The sequence below is a fragment of the Acidovorax sp. HMWF018 genome (genome assembly GCF_003061035.1).
Taxonomy (GTDB): domain Bacteria; phylum Pseudomonadota; class Gammaproteobacteria; order Burkholderiales; family Burkholderiaceae_C; genus Acidovorax; species Acidovorax delafieldii.
Genome location: NZ_QAIM01000376.1, coordinates 2,099 through 23,862, shown reverse-complemented (window position 1 = coordinate 23,862; position 21,764 = coordinate 2,099). Strand labels below are relative to the sequence as shown.

General features: G+C 65.7%; 22 protein-coding genes and 1 pseudogene. 7 read left to right on the top strand and 16 right to left on the bottom strand.

Features of this window, described 5'->3' with window-relative positions; all coding sequences use genetic code 11:
* The 5 genes from leuS to DBR23_RS14595 form a co-directional block, all read right to left on the bottom strand.
* Positions 1 to 2,471: leucine--tRNA ligase (gene leuS, locus DBR23_RS14615; protein WP_108498736.1), on the bottom strand; the 2,471-nt coding region annotated here is incomplete at its 3' end.
* 99 nt (positions 2,472 to 2,570) lie between these two features.
* A complete protein-coding gene (locus tag DBR23_RS14610) occupies positions 2,571 to 3,023 on the bottom strand; it encodes a biopolymer transporter ExbD (RefSeq protein ID WP_108498735.1) in 453 nt (150 codons plus the stop codon).
* Between the two features lie 23 nt (positions 3,024 to 3,046).
* Positions 3,047 to 3,727 carry a MotA/TolQ/ExbB proton channel family protein gene (locus DBR23_RS14605; RefSeq protein WP_108498734.1) on the bottom strand — a complete coding sequence of 227 codons (681 nt, stop codon included), beginning with the start codon at positions 3,725 to 3,727 and terminating at the stop codon, positions 3,047 to 3,049.
* Between the two features lie 13 nt (positions 3,728 to 3,740).
* Positions 3,741 to 4,580, bottom strand: a complete 840-nt coding sequence (gene dapB / locus DBR23_RS14600; RefSeq protein ID WP_108498733.1) for a 4-hydroxy-tetrahydrodipicolinate reductase — start codon at positions 4,578 to 4,580, stop codon at positions 3,741 to 3,743.
* A 63-nt stretch (positions 4,581 to 4,643) separates the two neighbouring features.
* Entirely contained in the window at positions 4,644 to 5,207 is a 564-nt protein-coding gene (locus tag DBR23_RS14595) for an outer membrane protein assembly factor BamE (RefSeq protein WP_056068072.1), read from the bottom strand.
* Positions 5,208 to 5,296: 89 nt separating this feature from the next.
* Here DBR23_RS14595 and fur point away from each other — a divergent pair, with 89 nt between their 5' ends.
* Entirely contained in the window at positions 5,297 to 5,713 is a 417-nt protein-coding gene (gene fur / locus DBR23_RS14590) for a ferric iron uptake transcriptional regulator (protein ID WP_056068069.1), read from the top strand.
* Positions 5,714 to 5,831: 118 nt separating this feature from the next.
* Here fur and hprK read toward each other — a convergent pair whose 3' ends face one another.
* The 4 genes from hprK to DBR23_RS14570 form a co-directional block, all read right to left on the bottom strand.
* Entirely contained in the window at positions 5,832 to 6,788 is a 957-nt protein-coding gene (hprK, locus tag DBR23_RS14585) for an HPr(Ser) kinase/phosphatase (RefSeq protein ID WP_056068067.1), read from the bottom strand.
* Between the two features lie 44 nt (positions 6,789 to 6,832).
* Entirely contained in the window at positions 6,833 to 7,300 is a 468-nt protein-coding gene (locus tag DBR23_RS14580; protein WP_056068066.1) for a PTS sugar transporter subunit IIA, read from the bottom strand.
* A 113-nt stretch (positions 7,301 to 7,413) separates the two neighbouring features.
* Entirely contained in the window at positions 7,414 to 7,749 is a 336-nt protein-coding gene (gene hpf, locus DBR23_RS14575; protein WP_015016131.1) for a ribosome hibernation-promoting factor, HPF/YfiA family, read from the bottom strand.
* 243 nt (positions 7,750 to 7,992) lie between these two features.
* Positions 7,993 to 9,222 carry an MFS transporter gene (locus DBR23_RS14570; protein WP_108498732.1) on the bottom strand — a complete coding sequence of 410 codons (1,230 nt, stop codon included), beginning with the start codon at positions 9,220 to 9,222 and terminating at the stop codon, positions 7,993 to 7,995.
* A gap of 220 nt (positions 9,223 to 9,442) precedes the next feature.
* Here DBR23_RS14570 and DBR23_RS14565 point away from each other — a divergent pair, with 220 nt between their 5' ends.
* The gene (locus DBR23_RS14565) at positions 9,443 to 10,366 is read left to right on the top strand and encodes a phosphoribosylaminoimidazolesuccinocarboxamide synthase (RefSeq protein WP_108498731.1); all 924 of its coding nucleotides are present in this window, start codon (positions 9,443 to 9,445) and stop codon (positions 10,364 to 10,366) included.
* A gap of 42 nt (positions 10,367 to 10,408) precedes the next feature.
* Here DBR23_RS14565 and DBR23_RS14560 read toward each other — a convergent pair whose 3' ends face one another.
* Both DBR23_RS14560 and trxA read right to left on the bottom strand, forming a co-directional pair.
* Positions 10,409 to 11,119, bottom strand: a complete 711-nt coding sequence (locus DBR23_RS14560; RefSeq protein WP_369882118.1) for an META domain-containing protein — start codon at positions 11,117 to 11,119, stop codon at positions 10,409 to 10,411.
* A gap of 173 nt (positions 11,120 to 11,292) precedes the next feature.
* The gene (trxA, locus tag DBR23_RS14555; protein ID WP_108498729.1) at positions 11,293 to 12,201 is read right to left on the bottom strand and encodes a thioredoxin; all 909 of its coding nucleotides are present in this window, start codon (positions 12,199 to 12,201) and stop codon (positions 11,293 to 11,295) included.
* A gap of 156 nt (positions 12,202 to 12,357) precedes the next feature.
* Here trxA and purE point away from each other — a divergent pair, with 156 nt between their 5' ends.
* From purE to DBR23_RS14535, 4 genes are all read left to right on the top strand, one after another.
* Positions 12,358 to 12,852 (top strand): 5-(carboxyamino)imidazole ribonucleotide mutase, encoded by a 495-nt coding sequence (gene purE / locus DBR23_RS14550; RefSeq protein ID WP_108498728.1) that lies wholly within the window; start codon positions 12,358 to 12,360, stop codon positions 12,850 to 12,852.
* Positions 12,849 to 14,018, top strand: coding sequence for a 5-(carboxyamino)imidazole ribonucleotide synthase (locus DBR23_RS14545; protein WP_108498727.1), 1,170 nt, complete (start codon positions 12,849 to 12,851; stop codon positions 14,016 to 14,018). Before purE ends, DBR23_RS14545 begins: the two co-directional genes overlap by 4 nt.
* A gap of 14 nt (positions 14,019 to 14,032) precedes the next feature.
* The gene (locus DBR23_RS14540; RefSeq protein ID WP_108498726.1) at positions 14,033 to 15,049 is read left to right on the top strand and encodes an L-threonylcarbamoyladenylate synthase; all 1,017 of its coding nucleotides are present in this window, start codon (positions 14,033 to 14,035) and stop codon (positions 15,047 to 15,049) included.
* Between the two features lie 75 nt (positions 15,050 to 15,124).
* Positions 15,125 to 16,078, top strand: coding sequence for an SGNH/GDSL hydrolase family protein (locus tag DBR23_RS14535; protein WP_108498725.1), 954 nt, complete (start codon positions 15,125 to 15,127; stop codon positions 16,076 to 16,078).
* An 85-nt stretch (positions 16,079 to 16,163) separates the two neighbouring features.
* Here the strand turns inward: DBR23_RS14535 and DBR23_RS14530 are convergent, their stop codons facing one another.
* The 5 genes from DBR23_RS14530 to dacB all read right to left on the bottom strand — a co-directional run bounded on the left by DBR23_RS14530 (position 16,164) and on the right by dacB (position 21,392).
* Complete coding sequence (locus DBR23_RS14530; protein WP_199227712.1) at positions 16,164 to 16,850, bottom strand: OmpW family protein; 687 nt, start codon at positions 16,848 to 16,850, stop codon at positions 16,164 to 16,166.
* Between the two features lie 25 nt (positions 16,851 to 16,875).
* The gene (locus DBR23_RS14525) at positions 16,876 to 18,018 is read right to left on the bottom strand and encodes an SGNH/GDSL hydrolase family protein (protein WP_108498724.1); all 1,143 of its coding nucleotides are present in this window, start codon (positions 18,016 to 18,018) and stop codon (positions 16,876 to 16,878) included.
* A gap of 165 nt (positions 18,019 to 18,183) precedes the next feature.
* Positions 18,184 to 19,482, bottom strand: a complete 1,299-nt coding sequence (locus tag DBR23_RS14520; RefSeq protein WP_108498723.1) for a lipase family protein — start codon at positions 19,480 to 19,482, stop codon at positions 18,184 to 18,186.
* Positions 19,483 to 19,615: 133 nt separating this feature from the next.
* Positions 19,616 to 19,885, bottom strand: a complete 270-nt coding sequence (locus tag DBR23_RS14515) for a SemiSWEET transporter (protein WP_056743054.1) — start codon at positions 19,883 to 19,885, stop codon at positions 19,616 to 19,618.
* Positions 19,886 to 19,916: 31 nt separating this feature from the next.
* Positions 19,917 to 21,392: a D-alanyl-D-alanine carboxypeptidase/D-alanyl-D-alanine-endopeptidase gene (gene dacB, locus DBR23_RS14510; protein ID WP_108498722.1), complete on the bottom strand. Its 1,476-nt coding sequence runs from the start codon at positions 21,390 to 21,392 to the stop codon at positions 19,917 to 19,919.
* A 78-nt stretch (positions 21,393 to 21,470) separates the two neighbouring features.
* On the opposite strand from dacB, the pseudogene DBR23_RS30715 reads away from it, so the two are divergent.
* Positions 21,471 to 21,764: pseudogene (locus tag DBR23_RS30715) on the top strand (EamA/RhaT family transporter); the annotation flags it as partial.

The window sequence follows — 21,764 nt, the reverse complement described above, 5'->3', positions numbered from 1 at the left end:
GGCGCATCGAGCAGGTCGCCCAGCGCACCAGCGTAGCCCAGGCCCGTCCACAGGCTGTGGGCGATGTGGGGCGTGGCGGGGTACAGGCAGCGCAGCAGGATGCCAAAGCCTTCGATCAGCGCCACCTGGGCACCGGCCGAGTCCATGGCCTTGAAATCTTCGAGCGCGTTGATCATCTTCATCGCGCCGGAGACCACGGTGTTGTACTGCATGCGCTGGTAGTCGTAGTCCACCTGCTTGAGCACGTTGTGAATCTCCAGGCGCAGGGCTTTGGCCTCCTTGTCAAACTGCACGTCCTGCAGGCTGCTGGCACCGGCCACGCTGGCCATGGCAGCGTCGCGGTCGATGGCCGAGAGCTTGAGGCCGAAGTTCCACACGCGGCGCAGGAAGCGGTAGCTGCCTTCCACCGCAGCGTCGTTCCACTCCAGCGTGGCTTCGGGCGGCGCGGTGAACATGGTGTACAGGCGGGCCGTGTCGGCGCCGTACTTCTCGATCAGGTCCTGCGGGTCCACGCCGTTGTTCTTGGACTTGGACATGGTGCCCACGCCCTCGTAGTCGATGGGCGTGCCCACGGGCAACATGCCGTCGCCGCTGGTGGCTTCGTTCTTGAGCTTGGCACCGATGATCTTGCCGCCCTCATCGAGCACATGCTCCACGTCGTGCGGCCAGAAGTAGTCCTTGCCGCCCTTGGCGGTGCGGCGGCTGTAGATGTGGTTGAGCACCATGCCTTGTGTGAGCAGCTTGGTGAAGGGCTCATCGACCTTGACCAGGCCCAGGTCGCGCATGACCTTGGTCCAGAAGCGGGCGTACAGCAGGTGCAGGATGGCGTGTTCGATACCACCGATGTACTGGTCCATCGGCATCCAGTAGTCGGCACCACCGGCCACCATGGCGTCCACATTCTTGGGGTCGCAATAGCGCATGAAGTACCACGAGCTGTCCACGAACGTGTCCATGGTGTCCGTCTCGCGGCGGGCAGCCTTGCCACACACGGGGCAGGTCACGCCCGCGTGGAAGCCTTCGTGCTTGTGCAGCGGGTTGCCCGAGCCGTCGGGGATGCAGTCTTGCGGCAGCACCACGGGCAGGTCTTTTTCGGGCACGGGCACGGCACCGTGCTCGTCGCAGTGGATGATCGGGATCGGCGTGCCCCAGTAGCGCTGGCGGCTCACGCCCCAGTCGCGCAGGCGCCAGGTGGTCTTCTTCTCGCCCAGGCCCTTTTGCTCCAGCGCGTGGGCCACAGCGTTCACGGCTTCCTTGTACGACAGGCCGCTAAAGCTGTCGGAGTTGATGGTCACGCCGCGTTGCTTATCGCCATACCAGTCGTTCCACTGGTGGTAGTCAAAGTGCTCGCCATCGACCAGCACGACCTGCTTGATCTCGATGCCGTACTTCAGGGCGAACGCGAAGTCGCGCTCATCATGGGCGGGCACGCCCATCACGGCGCCGTCGCCATAGCCCATCAGCACGTAGTTGCCGACCCAGACCTCGACCTTTTCGTCGGTGAGCGGGTGCGTGACGAACAGGCCCGTGGGCACGCCCTTTTTCTCTTGCGTGGCCAGCTCGGCTTCGGTGGTGCCGCCGCTCTTGCATTCTTCGATGAAGGCCTTGAGCGTAGGATTGGTCTTGGCGGCATGGGCGGCCAGCGGATGCTCGGGCGCCACGGCGCAGAAGGTCACACCCATGATGGTGTCGGCGCGCGTGGTGAACACGTACATCTTGCCGTCGCCGATCAGCGCGCCGTCATCACCCCGGATGTCGTGCGGGAAGGCGAAGCGCACGCCTTCGCTCTTGCCGATCCAGTTCTCCTGCATCAGCTTCACGCGCTCGGGCCAGCCGGGCAGCTTGTCGCCCGTCACAAAGCCCAGCAGCTCTTCGGCGTAGTCGGTGATCTTGAGGTAGTAGCCAGGGATTTCGCGCTTTTCCACGGTGGCTCCGGTGCGCCAGCCCTTGCCGTCAATCACCTGCTCGTTGGCCAGCACGGTCTGGTCCACCGGGTCCCAGTTCACGACCTGGGTCTTGCGGTAGGCAATGCCCTTTTCCAGCATCTTCAAAAACAGCCACTGGTTCCACTTGTAGTACTCGGGGTCGCAGGTGGCCACCTCGCGGCTCCAGTCGATGGCCAGGCCCATGGCCTGCATCTGCTTTTTCATGTACGCGATGTTTTCGTACGTCCACTTGGCCGGTGGCACGCCGTTCTTCAGCGCCGCGTTTTCGGCGGGCAGGCCGAACGCGTCCCAGCCCATGGGCATCAAGACGTTGTGGCCGTTCATGCGCAGGTAGCGCGTGAGCATGTCGTTGATGGTGTAGTTGCGCACGTGGCCCATGTGCAGCTTGCCGCTGGGGTAGGGCAGCATGGAGCAGGCGTAGAACTTCTTCTTGCTCGTGTCTTCCGTCACGCGGTAGGCGTCGGTGGCGGTCCAGTGGTCGTGCGCCGCGCGTTCGACGTCTTGGGGAGAGTATTTGTCTTGCATGGGAGCTCGGGGGTGAGAGAAGAGTGCAGCCGCAGGGCCGCGCTGCAGGGATTTTAGGCGGTCAGGGACTGGCACTGGCGTGCCAGCAGCCGGGGTGGGTCAGCGGGACGGGGCTGGAGACGCAGGCGACACAGGATTCGCCGCAGGTTCGGCCACAAATCCGATGCGCTGCAGCCCAGCCAGGTGGGCCGCGCCCATGACTTCGACCACGCGGCCATAGGGCACGGCAGCGTCGGCGCGCAGCTGCACCTCGGTGTCGGGGCGCTCGGCGCCAATGCGGCGCAGGCGCTCGGCCAGCGCAGCCTGCGACAGGGGCTGGTCATCTAGAAAGGCCTGCCCCGAGGCATCGACCACCAGCGTGACGAATTGCGGGGCCGTGCCGGGCGTGGCGCCCTCGGTGCGCGGCAGGTCCAGACGGATGGAGCTGGCCAGCAGCGGTGCCGTGAGGATGAAGATGACCACCAGCACCAGCATTACGTCCACCAGCGGCGTCATGTTGATGTCGCTCATGGGCTGCGGCCCGGTGGTACGTTCAAGTCTTCCGAAGGCCATGGCGCGGTCAAGCTTCCTGGAGCTCAGGGCCGAGGATCGGCGGGGACAGAGGTGTCAATGATCAGCTCTCGCAGATCGCGCGCAAACCCTTCCAGGTCAGCCTCAATGCGACCGAGCAAGCGGCCAAATACGTTGTAGGCCAGCACGGCAGGGATTGCCACGGCCAGCCCAGCCGCCGTCATGACCAGGGCCTCGCCCACCGGGCCGGAAACGCGATCAATGGTGATCTGCCCCGCGCCTGCCATGGCGGTGAGCGCATGGTATATGCCCCACACGGTGCCCAGCAGCCCCACAAAAGGCGCAGTGGAGCCCACCGTGGCCAGCAGCACCTGGCCAAACTGCAGGCGTCCCAGCACATCGTGCAGGGCATCGCGCAGCACCCGCGTGAGCCGCTGCGACAGGCTGCCAGCCGTGGCCAGCGTGGACTGGGCCATGCTGTCGTGATTTGCTATTAAATTTGCAGCAACCACCAAAGGAAGCACTAGCGCATCCCGGTCAAAAGACTGCAAACGTTGCTGCGCGAGGGCCAGCGAGGGCGCCTGCCAGAACGCGGCCGTGCAGCGGGCCACGTCGGCACTGGCGCGGCGCATGAGCCGCAACTTCCACACAATGACCACCCAGCTTGCCACCGACATGGCCAGCAAGACCAGTGCCGCGCTTTGCGTCACGGCATCGCCCTGGCGCCACCAGTGGAGCGCGTCCATGGGAGTCGGCGGATCAGTGCAAGCCCAGCACGTCGAACATGTCGAACATGCCAGTCTTGTGGGCCGCCAGGAAGCGCACGGCGCGCAAGGCGCCCTGCGCATACGTGGCGCGGCTGGACGACTTGTGCGTGACCTCGATGCGCTCGCCGATGCCCGCAAACAGCACGGTGTGGTCGCCCACGATGTCGCCACCACGGATGGCAGCAAAGCCGATGCTGGAGGGGTCGCGCTCGCCCGTCACGCCTTCGCGGGCGTACACGGCGCAGTCCTTGAGGTCGCGGCCCAGGGCCTCGGCAATCACCTCTCCCATCTTGAGCGCGGTGCCCGAGGGTGCATCGACCTTGTGGCGGTGGTGGGCTTCGATGATTTCGATGTCGTACCCCGTGGCCATGGCCTTGGCGGCCATTTGCAGCAGCTTGAGCGTGACGTTCACACCCACGCTCATGTTGGGTGAGAACATGATGGCAGTGCGCTGTGCGTAGGCGTCGAGTTCGGCCTTTTGCGCATCGGTGAAGCCGGTGGTGCCGATGACGGCCTTCACGCCCAGCTGGCTGCACACGGCCAGGTGGGCCAGCGTGCCCTCGGGGCGGGTGAAGTCAATGAGCACCTCGGCGTTCTTCAGGCCGGCCGCCACGTCGGCCGTGATGGCCACACCGCTGGCATAGCCCAGAAAGGCCGTGGCGTCCGAACCGATGGCCGGGCTGGCGGCCACATCCAGTGCACCGGCCAGCACGCAGTCGTCGCTGGCGCGGATGGCCTCGATCAGCATGCGGCCCATGCGGCCCGAAGCCCCGGCGACGGCTACACGGAGGGGGGATGCCGCGGGAGCCGCTGGCGAAGAAGTCGCGGTCATGAAAAGGTCCTGTTCATTGATAGGGCAGCCAGCGCACCGGGCTCACTGCCAGGGCCGCAAGGTTCAGCGCGCGGGCGCTTCAAGCGGCGGGTAACTGGTGGCGGCAGGCAATGCCGGCGGTGTGGCCGCTGCTGGCGCGGGGCGCTCCTTGACCGGGTACTTGGCCAGTTGCTCCGGCGTGGCTTCCAACGCCGGCACCTTGCCCTTGGCACCGTCGCGCGCACCCAGCGTGGCGACGAACTCGGTCTCGGTCGGCATTTCATCGCCTTCGGAGCGCTCCAGGGCATCGCCCTTGAAGAACACGGTCAGTTTGCGGGTCTGAATCTCTTCGCCAGGGCGTTTGAGCGTGAACACGTACTCCCAGCGGTCCGCATGGAACAGGCTGGTGACCAGCGGCGTCCCGAGAATCTCGCGCACTTGCTGGCGGCTCATGCCGGGCTGCAGGGCTTCGACCTGCTCGCGGGACACGAAATTGCCCTGCACCACGTCCACCCGGTAGGGCTTGACGATGTTGGCGATGCGGCTGCTGGCGCCATCCAGACTGCCGCAACCGGTCAGGGCAGCCATGCTGGCACCGATCAACACAACCAGGCCCAGACGGGCGCTGTAACGGGCTTGGACGGGCATGGGTAAAAGGCCAAAGGATATGATCGTCCCATTGTAGCGGCAGCCCCTCCAGACCCTGAGCCGGTTGCCCTCCCCCGAAAGAGCCAGCCATGACCAATATCGACGAACTCAAAAGCACGGGACTCAAGGCCACACTGCCCCGACTGAAGATTCTGGAGATTTTCCAGAAGGGTGCGCAGCGCCACATGACGGCCGAAGACGTGTTCCGCGTGCTGCTGGAAGAGCGCTCGGACATCGGCCTGGCCACCGTGTACCGGGTGCTCACACAATTCGAGCAGGCTGGCATCCTGATCCGCAGCAATTTCGAGAGCGGCAAGGCGGTGTACGAGCTCAACGAAGGGCAACACCACGACCACTTCATCTGCACTTCGTGTGGCAAGGTGGAAGAGTTTTACGACCCCGAGATCGAAAAGCGGCAGCATGCGGTGGCCAAGGCCAAGGGCTGGCTGGTGCAGGACCACACCATGGCGCTGTACGGACAGTGCGCCGACTGCGCTAAGAAATGACTCCCCCTGAGCCACCTTCGGCGTCTTCCCACCGAGGGGGACGCTCCCTGCGCGGCGGGGCGGCCCTAGCGCGACAGCACTGGTATGGGCCGCGCCAGTTCCGGTGGCCTGAGCGCCGCTAGCCGCCCGTATCACGCTCCATGGCACGGCGATGGCGTTCGACAAACTCTTGGTAGGTGTCGATGCCGCGCAGTTGCAGGATGGTGTTGCGCACGGCGGCCTCGACCAGCACGGCGATGTTGCGGCCGGCGACCACCTGGATCACGACCTTGAGCACCGGCACGCCCAACACGTCCTGCGTAAGCGGCTCGTAGGGCAGACGCTCGTAGTCACGCTCCAGCGTCTCCTTACGCACCAGGTGCACGATGAGCTTGAGGCGCATCTTGCGGCGCACCGCCGTCTCGCCAAAGATGGCGCGGATATCGAGCAGGCCGATGCCGCGCACTTCCAGCAGGTTTTGAAGCAGCTCGGGGCACTTGCCTTCGATGGTGGTCTGGTTGATGCGGAACAAATCCACGGCATCGTCAGCCACCAGGCCGTTGCCGCGCGAGATCAGCTCCAGGCCCAGCTCGCTCTTTCCCAGGCCCGACTCGCCGGTGATCATCACGCCCAGGCCCAGAATATCCATGAACACGCCGTGCATCGTGGTGCGGTCAGCGAAGTGCTTGGACAGGTAGGCGCGTAGCACGTCGATGACAAACGCCGACGACTCGTGCGTGGAAAACATCGGAATCTGCGCGCGCTCGCACATCGACACCAGCGCGTCGGGTGCGGTCTGGTTGTCGGCCAGCACCAGCACGGGGGGCTCCAGCGTCACGATACGGGCGATGCGGCGCTTGCAATCGTCAGGGGAGGCGTTGCTCAGGTACGCAATCTCGCGCTCGCCGAGGATCTGGACCCGGTACGGATGGATGTAGTTGAGATAGCCGACCAAATCGGCGCCGGAACGTGCGGAGCGCACGGCCACTTCGTCAAAACGGCGCTCGGACGCTCCGAGACCTGCCACCCACTCCCACTTCAGGGGGCCGCGAAATTCCTCGAAAAGAACATCGGCGCTGACAACATTGGGCTTCACGGCAGGTCAGTCAGGGTGATCAGCGCAGGCGGCGGGGAAAGCACTCAGGCCGTTTGGGTGGATTGCCAGCCCGCGATCATGCCGTGCAGTTCGGCAGCATCAGCGCAGGCCTTGAGTTTTTCGCGCAAGGCAGAGTCGCTGAGCAACTCGGCAATCTCGGAGAGGATTTCCAGGTGCTTTTGCGTGGCCGCCTCGGGCACCAGCAAAAAGATCAGCAGACCCACCGGCAACTCGTCCGGCGCATCGAACCCAATGGGATTGAGCAACTGAAACACGGCCGCCATCGGGGCCTTGAGGCCTTTGATGCGCCCATGGGGAATGGCCACGCCATGACCGAGCCCGGTGGAGCCCAGGCGTTCGCGTGCAAACAGACTGTCGGTGATCAGCGCCCGGGAGAGGCCGTGCTGGCTCTCGAACAGCAGACCCGCTTCTTCAAAAGCACGCTTCTTGCTGGTGGCGTCCACGCTCACAAGCACTTGAGCGGAGGGCAGGATGGAGGCGAGTCGGTTCATGGTCAAGGGTAACAATTATGCACATATTGGCGAAAACCCTGAGCGCGGCGCGTCAGGCAACAAAAAAACCGCCCGAGAGGGGCGGCTGCTGTGCCAGGCTCAGGGCTGGCGCATCAAGCGTGCAGTTCGCGCTTGGCGGCTTCGTGGTGGTGATCTTGCAAACGGTCCTTGTGGCGGACCACCTGGCGGTCCATCTTATCGACCAGTTCGTCCACAGCCGCATACAGGTCGGCGTGGGAGCTTTCGGCAAACAGGTCACTACCCTTGACGTGGATGTTGCATTCCGCTCGCTGTCTCTTTTCCTTTTCCTTTTGCTTCTCTACCGTCAGCAGTACCTTGACATCGACAACTTGGTCAAAATGGCGGGTGATCCGGTCCAGCTTGGTGGTGACGTAGTTGCGCAAGGCGGGAGTAACTTCGAGGTGGTGACCGCTGATCGTCAAGTTCATAAATAAGTCTCCTGTGGCTCTCGGTGGAAAAACGCCGTCCTGGATCAGAGGAGCGGCTCGGCGAACTTGGATGCATCTGTTGTTGACGTCGTGGGTTCACTATGCCCCTGCCCTCCCTGAAATGCAATCCCATACCGCCGCAGGCCGCTGGGTTATGCCCGGCAAGGTGCCAAGCACCCGAAAAGCGCGCACAATGGGCGGATTGAAGGGACTGGCCAAAGTGCAGCGCAAACCCCTTTCTTGTCACCGTGCCGACGGCGTCGCGCCATGCAGCGTGAGGCGCCCCACCACCAGCATCGACAGCAGGCTGGCGCCGATGCCCACCAGCGCAGCCACCCAGTAGTTCTGTACCAGCCCCTGCGCATCACGGCTGATCAGCACCCCTCCCACAAAAGACGCAACACCCATCGCCGCCGATTGCACGGAGGCGTTCAGCGTCATGAAGGTCCCCCGCAAAGGCGCGTGCGCCGCAGAGGCAATGATGGCCATGCCGGGAATCATGCGGCCACTGACAAAAGTAAACATCAGCGTGGACACCATCAACACGCCCCACAGCGGCAACCCCTGCACCAGCGTGATACCCAGGATGCAGGGAAGGCCTGCGAGGGCCAGCCACCGGAAGGTGGGCACCTTGCCATGCCGGTCTGTCATGCGCCCGAACAGGCGTGCCGTGAACAAGGTCACCACCCCGCCACACAAGTACACCAGCGGAACCTGATCGGCGCGCACACCCGCATTGGTCTGCATGTAAATGGTGATGTAGGGAATCACCGTAAAACCTGTAAACATCAGCAACGCCGAGAACAGAAATGCCCACCGGTGGTTGCCATCCGCCAGCACCTGGGTGATACCGCTCAGCACAGACCGCCCGTTGGCAGCCTGGACATGGCCCGCCATGGTCGGTAGCGTGCGGGCCGCCTGCACGGCCAGCACTCCCACCATAGCGGCAATGCCAATGAACGGCAGGTTCCAGCCCCCGTACTGCGCGAGGATCAGCCCCAGGGGCACGCCAGCCACCGTGGACACGGAAAACGACGTCATCACGATGCCCATGGCACGCCCGCGCCGCTCAAAGGGAACCACGTCCGCCACGACGGTCTGCGACAAGGCCGACAGCACGCCGCCAAAAGTCCCCGCGAGAATGCGTGCCACCATCAGCGTGCCGTACGTGGGCGCGAGGCCACAGGCCAGCGTCGCCAGCCCAAACAGGCCATAGAGCACCAGCAGAAGCCGCTTGCGACCGAAGCGATCGATGTAAGTCGAAGCCAGCAGGCCTGACGCCCCCGCCGACAGCGTGTAGGCAGACACCAGCAAACCAAACTGCGCGTCGGTGATCGCAAACAGCTGCGTGAGCTGCGGGCCCAGCGGCATCATGATCATGAAATCCAGGATGTGGGTGAACTGGATGCCTGCCAGCGTCAGCAGCAGCCACAGTTCGCGGCGGGGAGAAAGCTCAGGCGTAGAAGAAGACACAGCAGACGGCCGCAGGGGCCCAGGCAGGTTCAGGGCCGCCCAGTGTGCCGCATGCCTGCCCGGAACACACCCTTCTCGGCGCATTCCCCGCAGAAACCGCCGCCCTTCAGAGCGGCGCGTAAAATCCACCGGTTGCGCCCAGGCGTCCCCTGCCGCGTGCCCCTTTCCCCTACGTTCTTCGGACTGCCCGCAGCGGACACCCACCGCCCACACCGACACCATGACCCAGCCCAGCTCCACCGCCCTGCACACTTCGGCCCTGACTTCGCTGCCCCTGCTGGCACGCGGCAAGGTGCGTGACAACTACGCCGTGGGCGACGACCGCATCCTGATGGTGGCCAGCGACCGCCTGTCGGCCTTCGACGTCATCATGGGCGAGCCTATCCCCGGCAAGGGCGAGCTGCTCACCCAAATGGCCCTGTTCTGGTTCGACAAGCTCGGCCACATCTGCCCCAATCACCTCACAGGCGACGCACCCGAGAGCGTGGTGAGCCCCGAGGAAGCCCCTCAAATCCGTGGCCGCTCGATGCTGGTCCAGCGCCTCAAGCCCATCCCGGTCGAAGCCGTGGTGCGCGGCTACCTGGCTGGCAGCGGCTGGAAGGAATACCAGGAATCGCGCTCGGTCTGCGGCGTGCCCCTGCCCGAAGGCCTGACCAACGCCGCCAAGCTGCCCGAACCCATCTACACGCCCGCCGCCAAGGCCGCCATGGGCGAGCACGATGAGAACATCACCTTCGAGCGCACGGTGGAGATGATTGGCCTGGACCTGGCCACCCGCATCCGCGATCTGAGCATTGCCATCTACAAGGCCGCGGCCGACATCGCGCTCACCAAGGGCATGATCATTGCCGACACGAAATTCGAGTTTGGCCTGGCCCCTGACGGCACGCTGGTGCTGATGGACGAGGTGCTGACCCCCGACAGCTCCCGCTACTGGCCAGTGGAGGGCTACGCTGAAGCCCTGGCCAAGGGGGAGAACCCGCCCAGCTACGACAAACAGTTTGTGCGCGACTGGCTGGAGCAGGCCCAGGTCAACGGCAAGCCCTGGGACAAGACCCCCCCATCGCCCCGCCTGCCCCAGGCGGTGATTGAAAAGACGGCGGCGAAGTACCGTGAGGCCCTGGAGCGGCTGACATCGACATAGATCTGCTGTGGGAGTGGCACCCGCCAAAAGCCCCTTTGAAGCCTAGCCCGGCGGCGTTTCGACGGCTTCAAAACGCAGCAATTGCTCGCCTTCAGCCCCCCGTAGCAATAGCTGCGAGCCGACCTGGCGAAAGCCCCGCACCGCCAGCAGCGCCTCAAAATACTGGGTCTCTAGCCCACTGCTTTGCAGGCACAAGCTGATGTTGGACACGAGCTGCCCCATGCGTAGGTGTCCGCTCTGAGGTTGCAACTCATAGTCGGCGAGAAAGCGGTTGCAGCCGCCCGAGCCTGCCACCCGCGGCTCATCTGCCTGGAAAACCAGATGGGGCACCGACACACCATCGGCAGGGCGGGATAGGGCCTCCCCAGCCATTTCGACGAGCCGCCAATGGGTCAGCAGCAGGGGCACGGACGCCTCCACAGTGGCAGCCAGCGGCAGCAGCCGCTGCATTTGAACATCAACATGGCGGTAGGCCGCGTCCTGCGGCACTGGGTAGCGCCTGTCGCTGGCCAGAAGCAATCGCCCCTCCAAGGTGACGGTGGTTCGCACCTCATAACGCCCCTGGGGCACAAACCGCGCGGAGGGGTAGGGAATCCACAGCGCGTAAGGGGGCTGGCCTGCAGGTTGGCGGCGCTGCCGCCCCAAAACGACAGGCGGCCGGTCTGGCTGGGTCACATCCAGCAAAGTGGCCTCGAAAACAGCCTCGGGCGGCAGCATGACACGCTCTCGCGAAAGCGCCACCCCCGTAACCACGGCGTCTGGAGCCGGGGGACGCGTCACGCAACCAGTCACCCCCAGTATCCACACCAAAACGCCGCCATAGAGCCCGCGGCGTAGGCAGCCTAGACGTGACCCATTGCGCCAGGATGGCAATTGGATGGAGAGCGCCTGCGTCGCGCCGTTCACCACTGCAACCTCTTGAGCCCTCAGCTCAGCACCACACTCGACAACCGCCGGCGGTAGGTGGCCACCACCGGGTCTTCGGGCGGGATCTGGCCCTCGGCGACCTTGGGCTTGGGTGCCTCGATCAGTTCGAGGATGGCGACGTAGGTCTTGCGGGCGATCTCTTCGCTCCACGCCTTGTCGCGCATGAGGATTTCGAGCAGCTCGTCCATGGCGTCGGTCCAGCGCTGCTGGGTGATGAGCCAGCGGGCGCGGGCATAGCGGGTGTCGAAATCCCGCTTGTTCGCGGCAATTTTTGCCTCAAATCCGGCCTCAGCGCTAGCGTCATATGCGCCAGACGCTACAAAATCAAGAGCATCCATCCAGGTCTTGAGTGCCCCCAGCTTGCGCGACATGGCGGCCTTGGCAATCACGGGAGCAAAAGCCACCTTGGCATCGTCCTCGCGCCCCAGCTGCAGCAGCAGCTTGACGTAGTCAAAGCGCGCGTCATCGTTGGCAGGGTCGGTCACGACGGCATGCTGCAGCTTCTCCAATGCGGTGCCGGTATCACCTTCGGCGAGAGCTTCCTGCGCCTCTTCTTCCTCGGCCTCGGCCACCATCTCCTCAGCGGTGGGGACGTGCTTGTCGAGGAAGGCGCGCACTTGGCCTTCTGGCAAAGCGCCCATGAAACCATCGACAGGCTGACCGTTCATCAGCAGCACGCAGGTAGGAATGCTGCGGATACCGAACATGCCCGCCAGCTGCTGTTCCTGGTCGGAGTCGATCTTGGCGAGCTTGAAGCGGCCCGCGTATTCCGTCTCCAGCTTCTCCAGCACCGGCCCCAGGGACTTGCAGGGGCCACACCAGGGCGCCCAGAAGTCCACCAGCACGGGCACGTTCATCGAGGCGGCAACCACCTCGGCTTCAAAGTTCTCTACGGTGATGTCAATCATGATGGTGTGGGGCCCGGGGCCTATGGAGCGGTTTGCGCGCTATTTTGGCCCATCGAAACAGCCCCACACCCGCCAGGGAGGCGCAAAAAGTAAAATCGCGGGTTCTACCTACAGCGGCTGGGCAGGCAAGGCCTGCCGGCCAGCACCCTCCACACCATGAAACCCATCCAGATCGGCGTGGTCATGGGTTCCAGCAGCGACTGGGACACCATGCAGCATGCAGTGCAAATCCTTGAACAGTTCAGCATCGCGCATGAGGCCCGCGTGGTGTCGGCCCACCGCATGCCCGACGACATGTTTGCCTACGCCGAGGCCGCCGCCGGCCGGGGGCTGAAGGCCATCATCGCCGGGGCCGGCGGTGCTGCCCACCTGCCCGGCATGATCGCCGCCAAGACCACCGTGCCCGTGCTGGGCGTGCCCGTGGCCAGCCGCCACCTGCAGGGTGTGGATTCGCTGCACTCCATCGTACAAATGCCCAAAGGCATCCCCGTGGCGACGTTTGCCATCGGCACCGCCGGTGCGGCCAATGCCGCCCTGTTTGCTGTGGCCCTGCTGGCCAATGAGAGCCCCGAGCTGCGCCAGCGCCTGGAAGCCTTCCGCGCCGAGCAGACGGAAGTGGCCCGCAACATGACCCTGCCGCCCGCCGCATGAGCGCCGCCACGCAACCCTTGCTCCCCGGATCGACGTTGGGTGTTCTGGGTGGCGGCCAGCTGGGCCGCATGTTTGTCCACCAGGCCCAGGCCATGGGCTACTTCACGGCCGTGCTCGATGCGGACCCCACCAGCCCTGCCGGGCTGGTGAGCCACCACCACATCCAGACAGGTTACGAAGACCCGCAGGGCTTGGCCGAGCTGGCCCGCCTGTCGGATGCGGTGACCACCGAGTTCGAGAACGTACCTGCTGCTGCACTGGCCACCCTGGCCACGCAACGCCCCGTGTCCCCCGCCGCCAGCGCTGTGTCGGTGGCGCAGGACCGCGCACGGGAGAAGGCGCACTTTGTGGCCTGCGGTGTGCCCTGCGCGCCCTATGCCGTGATCGAAACCGCAGAGCAACTGGCCGCCGTATCCACCCACCTTTTGCCCGGCATCCTCAAGACGGCCCGCATGGGCTACGACGGCAAGGGCCAGGTGCGCGTGAAGACGCCCGCCGATCTGGCCGCCGCCTGGGATTCGGTCGGCCAAGTGGCCTGCGTGTTGGAAAAGATGCTGCCGCTGCAGCTGGAATGCTCCGTCATCGTGGCGCGTGGTGCCGATGGGACGATGGTGCACCTGCCGGTGCAGCGCAACCTGCACCGCGACGGCATCCTGGCCGTGACCGAGGTTTATGAAGGAAATCTGCCGCAAGCGCTAGTGGATCAAGCGGTAGCCGCTGCAAAATCTGTAGCAGAAGGCCTGCAGTATGTGGGCGTGCTGTGTGTGGAGTTCTTCGTGCTGCAGGACGGCAGCCTCGTGGTCAACGAGATCGCCCCGCGCCCGCACAACAGCGGTCACTACAGCCAGAACGCCTGCGATGTGTCGCAGTTCGAGCTGCAGGTGCGCACCATGGCCCGCCTGCCGCTGACGCAGCCGCGCCAGCACAGCGCTGCCGTCATGCTGAACCTGCTCGGCGACCTGTGGTTTGCCCACGGCGACGCGGCGCAGACCCCGCCTTGGGCCCAGGTACTGGCCCTGCCCGGCACCCACCTGCACCTGTATGGCAAGCGCGACGCCAAGCGCGGCCGCAAGATGGGGCACCTGAACATCACCGCCGCCACCCCCGAGGCTGCGCGCGCCACGGCCCTGCAGGCCGCAGCGCTGCTGGGCATCGAGCCCTTCTGAGCCAGGCTGTTTCCATGATTCTCGACGGCAACGACCCCCAGGCCATCGCCACCGCTGCACGCGCAGTGCGCAGCGGCGCCCTGCTGGGTCTCCCCACCGAAACGGTGTATGGCCTCGCGGCCGATGCCAGCAGCGATACCGCCGTGGCGCAGATCTTCGCGGCCAAGGGGCGGCCCAGCGACCACCCGCTGATCGTGCACGTGGCCAATGCCGAGGGCATTGCGCATTTCGTCAGTGAAGTGCCCGGCTTTGCACAAAAGCTCGTGGATGCCTTCTGGCCCGGCCCGCTCACGCTCATCCTGCCGCGCTTGCCCGGCGTAGCCACCGCCGCCACCGGCGGGCAGGACAGCGTGGGATTGCGCTGCCCCGCGCACCCCGTGGCCCACGCCCTGCTGGTGGCCTGCGCAGCCGCTGGCGACAGCAACGAGGCCGGCGGCCCTCCCGTGTGGGGCGTTGCAGCCCCCAGTGCCAACCGTTTTGGCCGCGTGAGCCCCACCACCGCCCAGCATGTGCAGGACGAGCTGGGCGACGACCTGCTGGTGCTGGACGGTGGGCCCTGCGATGTAGGCATTGAAAGCACCATCGTGGACTGCACGCGTGGTGTGCCCGTGCTGCTGCGGCCCGGCGCCATCACCCGGGCGCAGATTGCGGCCGCTTGCGGCATGGCCCCGCTGTCCAAGGAAGACCTCCCCACGGCCACACCCCGCGCCTCGGGCACGCTAGAGGCCCACTATGCCCCCAGCGCCAAGGTGCGGCTGATGGACGCGAAGGCGCTGCAGACCAGCCTGGACCTGCTGGGTACCGATGCCGCCCACATTGCGATCTATGCCCGCGCTGCGTTGCGCAGTCGGTCCTCCAAGCTGGTCATGCGGCGCATGCCCGATGACGCGGCTGCCACGGCGCAGCAGCTGTTCGCCGTGCTGCGCGGTTTTGACGACGAGGGCGTGAAGCTGATCTGGATCGAGACCCCGCCGGCGAGCCCCGACTGGGAGGGCGTGCGCGACCGCCTGCAGCGCGCCTCCGCCGCCTGACCCGGCACGATGGCGCCGCTTTACATCCGTTGACTTTGCGTCGTTAAACTACCCCCCACTTTTCTGGAGAAATACATGGCAGCAAATTGGATGCGCCGCACCATCATGGTCGCCGCATGTGCGTCGGCCGCGTTGCTCGCGGCCTGCGGTTCCAGCACCACCGAATCGGCCATCTCGCCCCAGCGCTTTATTGCGTTCGGCGACGCCATGAACGATGTGGGGCAAAACGGCTCGCGTTACACCGTCAATGACGGCAGCGTCAACAACTGGACCCTGCAACTGGTGGCCAACTACGGCAAGTCGCTTGCCCCGGTCTCCGCAGGCGGCCTGAGCTACGCCACTGGCAACGCCCGCGTCAGCGCCAAGCCCGACGCCGCAGGCAATGCCAGCACCCGGACCGTCACCGAACAAATCGATACCTTTCTGGCCAGTGGCAGCTTTGCGGCCACCGACGTGGTGATCGTGAGCGGCGGTATCAGCGACGTGATCGCCGGCATGGCCGCTGTGAACGCAGGCACCCAGACCCAGGACGCCATGGTGGCCGCCGCCCGCAAGGCCGGGGAGGACCTGGCTGCACAGGTGCGCCGCCTGGTGACGGCGGGCGCCAAGTATGTGGTGGTGACCGGCACCTACGACCTGAGCAAGACCCCCTGGGCCAAGACCATTGGCCGCGAAGCCCTGCTGAGCAACGCCAGCAGCCGCTTCAACGAAGGCCTGCTGGTGGGCATCGTGGACCTGGGCGCCAACGTGCTGTACGTGGACTCGGCCTACTACGTGAACCTGTACACCAGCGTGCCTGGCAACTACGGCTTCAACAACTCCACGGCGGCAGTGTGCACGTCGGTGGACGCGAACAACGGTATGGGCATCGGCGCGGGCCAGGTCAATTCGGCCCTGTGCACGTCGTCCACGCTGCTGTCGGGTGCCAATGCCACCTCGTTTGTGTTTGCTGACAGCGTGTACCTCACGCCGTCGGCCCAGCGCCAGTTTGGCACCTACGCCTACGACCGACTGCGCGCACGCTGGTAAGCCGGCGCGCTCCGCGCTCCACCCAGCAAAAAAGCCGCCCAGTGGGCGGCTTTTTTGTGGGCCATCGATCTGCCCCGGATGAAGGTCAGAACCGATACACCACGCCCAGCGCCACCACATTGGGGTTGAGCTTGACGTCGATCGTCTGGCCCGTGGACAGGGTGTTGCGGGTCTTCACGAAGGTCTTGTAGTACGCCACGTCCAGCGACCACTGGTCGTTGAGCGCAATGCTCACACCCACCTGCGGCGTGAGACCAAACCGGGATTCAGCGCTCAGCGTGGTGGGACGGGAGGGACTGCCACCGGTCAGACCGGTCAGCGCGGCGGTCCCCCGCTCCTTGAAGAACTTGGCGTAGGTCACGCCCAGGCCCACGTAGGGGCGCACCCGCGCATTGGCCTCCAGAAAGCGGTACTGCGCGAACACGGTCATGGGCAGCACCTTGACCTCGCCGATCTTGCCCACGCCGCCGATGGCTCCGGCGCCCGTGATGTTGTGCTTGAAAGGCAGTGCCAGGGGCACGTCCACCGCCCAGTGGTCGGTGAGCATGTAGGTGATACCGCCAGCCAGCTGCGTGTCGGCATGCACGTCCACCTTGGTGCCCGTGAAGCTGGGCGCGGACAGGTCGCCACTGGTGACCTGGGGCGCGATTTGTGTAGCGCCCGCGCGCACCAGCCAGCTGCCTGCGGTTTGCGCCTGGGCACCGCCGGACAGGGTGAGCGCCAGTGCGGCCGCAACGCCAGCCAGGGAAGGGGTGATGGTTTTGTTTTGCATGGTGTTTGAACCCTTCAACAGCCGATTACAGCCAACCCGCACGGGCCAGCGAACGCGAGACCAACTGGCTGACCAGCTGGTGGCCATACGGCGTGGGGTGGAAGCTGTCGGAGAACGCATAGGTCTTCCACCAGTCCGCGCCGCCCGTGGCGCCTGCGGGCGGCGTCTGTGCCGACAAAGCTGCCGCCGTGCACGTTGGGAAGGTATAGGTGGGCAGGCCGTCAGCACCTTGGCCGGTGATGGGGCACGCGGTGTTCTTGGCATTGGTCAGCCCGAACTGCGCGGGGTTGGCCACCTGGTCGTTGAACGAGGTGTAGAAGTCCACCACCACCACCTTGCTGTTGCCCGCAAAACGTTTGGCCAGCTGGGCGTTGAAGGCTTCGAGCCAGGCCTTGAGCAGGCCCTGCACCTGCGCGCTCGCGGCGGCGCCGGCCGACGCCGTGATGCCACCGAGCACCTGCTGCAGGCGCGGCGTCTTGTCGATGGCGGGCATGTTGAGCACCGCCACACGCTGCGCGCCCTTGCTCAAGGCATTGGCTTCGATCGCGTCGTGGAACTTGTCAGCCAGCGCCACCATGTAGGCGCCGCCCACCTGGGCCTGGCCCGTAGCACCGCCCGCCAGGCCGGCGTTCACCGTGGCCGCTGGCAGCAAGGTGGACAGCAGTGCGCCGAAAGCCTTGCCGCCATCCTTGGAGGCCGACAGGTAGGCACCGATGAGGTCCGCAGCGTCGTTGCCACCGCCGTCGATCAGCAACAGGTCCCCCGCGCTGAAGCCGTCAGCCCCTGCGTCCGTCAGCTGCTTGACGATGGAGACAGGCGATGCAGGCGCCGTGAAGTTGTTGATGCGACCGCCACCAATGGCGTAGTTGGTGCAGCCCGCCGCGTTGTTGAACGCGCTGCCGGTGGACACATAGCGGGGGCAGAGCGTGTTTGCGTAGCTGCTGGCCACCAGCTCGGGCCAGATGGGTGTGGACGCCGGGCCTGTGGGCGCACTGCCCTGCACCGTGAACTTGAAGCCAAACGTGCCGCTGTCGGCAATGCTGTCACCCATGACCTTGACGGTCTTGATGGGCGCCACCGGCGAGGTGTCGGCACCGCCGCCCCCACACGCCACCAGCAGCGACGCTGCCGCCAGAGAAACCCACAAAGCCTTGCGCTGAAAAACCATCGGTATCACTCCTGTTATCGTAAAAATAGAACGACCGTGCTATTCCTCGCAAATCATATTCGCCAACAAAAAAAAAACCCACCGGGTAAACACCGGTGGGGCTTAGGTGGCGGGTTCCAAAAGCCTGTGGGGCCCGTTCAGCGCTTCACACAGGCATCACGGCTGTCATTTGACGGTGTCGAACACGGCCTTGGCCTGCGCATGGCAGAACGGCGGCTCGTAGGTGCCGTGGTAGCTGCCGTAGTAGGTGGCAAAGGCTGCCGAGTTAGGGTCGGTGGGTGCCTTGCCGCCAGGGCCGTAGGTGGCCTGGATGGCAGCGTCCACATCGACTGTGCTGACGTTCGTCACACCCCGGCTGTCAAAGTCGGCTTTCATGACGACCATGTGAACGGCCGGCGGCACGGTGGGGTCGCCAGCACCGCCACACAGCATCACACGCGCCTTGGGGGTCCAGCCCAGCAGGTCGTTCTTTTTGGCCGCCAGGTACAGCGGGTGGGTGGTGCTGGTCTGGGAGCCGGTGATGAACGCCGACTGGAACAGCGCGTCACGCGCCTGGTTGGGTGTGCCCGAGGGCAGCGTGCCCGTGGTCACCAGGGTGGTGTAGTTGAGCGTGGGGTTGGGCAGCAGGTTCTCGATGTAGCCGGAGTACGGCGCCTTGAACACATCCTTCACGTCGGTATAGACATTGCCATAGACCTTCTGCCAGGCCGTGACGAGGTAGGGCACAAAGAACTGCACGCCCGCGATCGCGTCCGGAATGCGCAGCGAGCCCGACAGGTTGTAGGGGCCTGCCAGGTGCGCGCCTGCGACCACATTGAATTCGTTGCCGTAGTCCCGCTCGGCTGCGCGCTGCGCTGCCATGGACGAGTGGCCGCCCTGCGAGTACCCGGTGAACATCACCTTGCCCGACAGCGTGGCCCCCACCGTGCCTGCCGCATTGCGTGCAGCACGCACCGAGTCGATGACCGAGGTGGCTTCCGAGTCGGCATGCAGGTAGGGGTGATAGCTGTAGCCCGACTTGGCAAAGCCCAGGTAGTCGGTGGCCACCACGGCATAGCCCTGCGCGGCGTACATGGCCGCCAGCAGGAAGGTTTCGCTGTCCTGCGGGTTGGCCAGGGTGCGGGGCTTTTGCACATCGGTGCCCTTGGCATAGGCCACCAGCGGCGCTGCGGTGGTGCAGGCGCCGGCCGGCACCAGCATCACGCCCGAGGCGTTGGTGTTTTCGCCGCTCTTGGCACCCACGGTCGCATAGTTCAGCGACACCACCTTCACATCGCACTTGGCCTTGCCGCTGATCGCCTGCAGACCGCTGCTGGCCGTGGCCGCGTCGATCTGTGCCACGGTGAGCGTGGTGAGCGTGGCAGGGGGGTCGATCAGTGCGCCGCGCGCCGGGTCGTCAGAGCCACCGCAGGCGACAAGCAGGACCGCCGCAGCGGCCACACAGGTAAGGCGGAAATAGGTCATGGATGGATACCTCGGTCAGTGAAGAACGACGCATCGTGCGCGCACCTGCGCTGCAGCATCCATAGGGGATAACGCGGGAGGCCATGCCTCGCCAGACACCTAGGCGACAGCGCGCCAGGGCGGCCCCGCCCGGTCAGTCAGGACGGCGTGCGCTGTACACCAGCTTCATGCCCAGGATGGTGCCGGCCAGGGCCAGGGTGATGGCATTGGCCACCACGATGGGCCAGGCCGCCAGCGCCAGGCCGTAAGCCAGCCACAGTGCCACCCCCACCGTGAAAACGCTGTACATGCCCAGCGAGATACCGCTCACGTCCCGCGTGCGAAAGGTGTGCAGGGCCTGCGGCACAAAGCTGCAGGTGGTCAGGCAGGCGGCCAGGTAGCCGATCAGTTCATGGAGTTGCATGGTGGGGAAAACGCAGGGCAGCAGCGATTATTCACTGCTCGCGCGCCGTCCAGTCGATGAGGCTGTCGAGCACGGGCCGCGCCGCCCCTGCATTGGCGTGGTTGACCACCGCCACCAGCACATAGCGGCGCCCGCTGGCGGCATGCACATAGCCTGCAACGGCCATCACGTCGCGCAGGCTGCCCGTCTTGAGGTGGGCGGTGCCAGCACGGCTCTGGCTGCGGCGCAGCGTGCCGTCCACGCCCGTGATCGGCAGCGACGCCACCAGCTCGGGCATCACGGGCGATACCCAGGCCACCTGCAGCATGCGGGCCAAGGCCTGTGCGGTCAGGCGTGCGTCGCGGCTGAGCCCGGCGCCGTTGTCCACCTGCGGCAGGTCGGCATCGCCCATGCGGGCCTGCCACCACTGGCGCAGCACCTCGCGGGCGCCGTCGAATGTGGCCACGCCATTTTTTTGCAGCGCCAGGGTCAGAAAGACCTGCTGCGCCATCACGTTGTTGCTGTACTTGTTCACGTCGCGCACTACCTCGGCCAGTGCAGGGGACGGGACCACAAACGCGGGCTTGAGGCCTGGGGGCACCTTGCCGTCGCGCACGCTGCCCGTGAGCTTGCCGCCCAGTTCGCGCCACATGCCCTCCACCGCCCGCGCCGCAAAGCCGCGCGGGTCGGCCGCAGCCACCGGCCACACGCGCTCGCCACACGCAGCGGGGTACACGCCCTGAAAAGACACCTTGGAGGGGTCCGACAGCTCCGCCCGCAACGCAGTGCGCCAGTCACCACAGTCGGCGCCCGGCGCCGCCAGCGCCACGGTGGGCTGGCGCTGCACTCCGGCCAGAGGCGGGTCGTACTGGACGCGCGCCAGTCCGGCGGCAGCATCGGGCACAAAGGTCATCACCGACGATTTGTAATTGAGCAGCAGGGCGTCCGGTGAGGCGTTGTAGGGCCGCAGCGGCTCGCCATCAAACCGTGCCGGGTCCTGGTCGGGCACGTCGAACGCCGTGCGGTCCAGCACGATATCGCCCACGATGACCTGGATGCCCTGGCCTTGCAGCCGCCGCATCAGCAGCCACAACCGCTCCATGACCAGCTTGGGGTCGCCCTGGCCCTGGATATAGACATTGCCCCGCAGACTGCCGTCCTGCACCGTGCCTTGCACATACACCGGCGTGTTCCAGACATAGGCGGGGCCCAGCTGCTCCAGCGCTGCATAGGTGGTCACCAGCTTCATCACCGACGCGGGGTTCACAGGCACCTGGGCACGGTATGCAAGGCGCGGGCTGGCCTTGCCGGCAGCTTGCGCGTCCACCACCACCACCGACAGGGACTCGCGCGGCAGCTTGGCGCGCGCCAGGGTGGCCTCCACCTCGGGCGGCAGAGGGCCTGCGGGGGGCGCCCCCGTCTGCGCCCCCGCCAAACCCGCACCGCCTGCAGCCACTAGCCACGCAGCACCCCAACCCACCACACCACGCAGCACACGGCGGCGCCAAAGAGCAGAAACAGACAACATGGCGGGGAGTCTATCGCCCGCGCACCCGCACCAGGCCCCGCGCCAGCACGGCATGCGGCGGGCGCCGATAATCGCGCGATGCGTTTTTCTCCCCGCACCATCGGCCTGCTGGCGGCCGTGGTCACCGTCACCATCTGGACGGGCTTCATCATCATCGCCCGCGCCTCGGCCCAGCGCACGCTCACCCCGTTCGACATCGCACTGCTGCGCATTGTGGGCGCCAGCCTGGTGCTGCTGCCCTGGGGCTGGTGGATGGTGCGACGGCGCCAGACGGCATTGGGGGCCTCGGCACCGCCGTCCAGCCTGGCGGGCATCTCCCCCTTGCCCTTGCGCACCACGGCGCTGCTGGGCAGCTTTGGCGGGCTGCTGTAC

Coding starts and splice junctions, on each gene's coding strand:
- DBR23_RS14610 (WP_108498735.1), bottom strand. CDS start 3,023: ATGGCCTTCGGAAGACTTGAACGTACCACCGGGCCGCAGCCCATGAGC.
- DBR23_RS14605 (WP_108498734.1), bottom strand. CDS start 3,727: ATGGACGCGCTCCACTGGTGGCGCCAGGGCGATGCCGTGACGCAAAGC.
- dapB (WP_108498733.1), bottom strand. CDS start 4,580: ATGACCGCGACTTCTTCGCCAGCGGCTCCCGCGGCATCCCCCCTCCGT.
- DBR23_RS14595 (WP_056068072.1), bottom strand. CDS start 5,207: ATGCCCGTCCAAGCCCGTTACAGCGCCCGTCTGGGCCTGGTTGTGTTG.
- fur (WP_056068069.1), top strand. CDS start 5,297: ATGACCAATATCGACGAACTCAAAAGCACGGGACTCAAGGCCACACTG.
- DBR23_RS14580 (WP_056068066.1), bottom strand. CDS start 7,300: ATGAACCGACTCGCCTCCATCCTGCCCTCCGCTCAAGTGCTTGTGAGC.
- hpf (WP_015016131.1), bottom strand. CDS start 7,749: ATGAACTTGACGATCAGCGGTCACCACCTCGAAGTTACTCCCGCCTTG.
- DBR23_RS14565 (WP_108498731.1), top strand. CDS start 9,443: ATGACCCAGCCCAGCTCCACCGCCCTGCACACTTCGGCCCTGACTTCG.
- trxA (WP_108498729.1), bottom strand. CDS start 12,201: ATGATTGACATCACCGTAGAGAACTTTGAAGCCGAGGTGGTTGCCGCC.
- purE (WP_108498728.1), top strand. CDS start 12,358: ATGAAACCCATCCAGATCGGCGTGGTCATGGGTTCCAGCAGCGACTGG.
- DBR23_RS14545 (WP_108498727.1), top strand. CDS start 12,849: ATGAGCGCCGCCACGCAACCCTTGCTCCCCGGATCGACGTTGGGTGTT.
- DBR23_RS14540 (WP_108498726.1), top strand. CDS start 14,033: ATGATTCTCGACGGCAACGACCCCCAGGCCATCGCCACCGCTGCACGC.
- DBR23_RS14535 (WP_108498725.1), top strand. CDS start 15,125: ATGGCAGCAAATTGGATGCGCCGCACCATCATGGTCGCCGCATGTGCG.
- DBR23_RS14530 (WP_199227712.1), bottom strand. CDS start 16,850: ATGCAAAACAAAACCATCACCCCTTCCCTGGCTGGCGTTGCGGCCGCA.
- DBR23_RS14525 (WP_108498724.1), bottom strand. CDS start 18,018: ATGGTTTTTCAGCGCAAGGCTTTGTGGGTTTCTCTGGCGGCAGCGTCG.
- DBR23_RS14520 (WP_108498723.1), bottom strand. CDS start 19,482: ATGACCTATTTCCGCCTTACCTGTGTGGCCGCTGCGGCGGTCCTGCTT.
- DBR23_RS14515 (WP_056743054.1), bottom strand. CDS start 19,885: ATGCAACTCCATGAACTGATCGGCTACCTGGCCGCCTGCCTGACCACC.
- dacB (WP_108498722.1), bottom strand. CDS start 21,392: ATGTTGTCTGTTTCTGCTCTTTGGCGCCGCCGTGTGCTGCGTGGTGTG.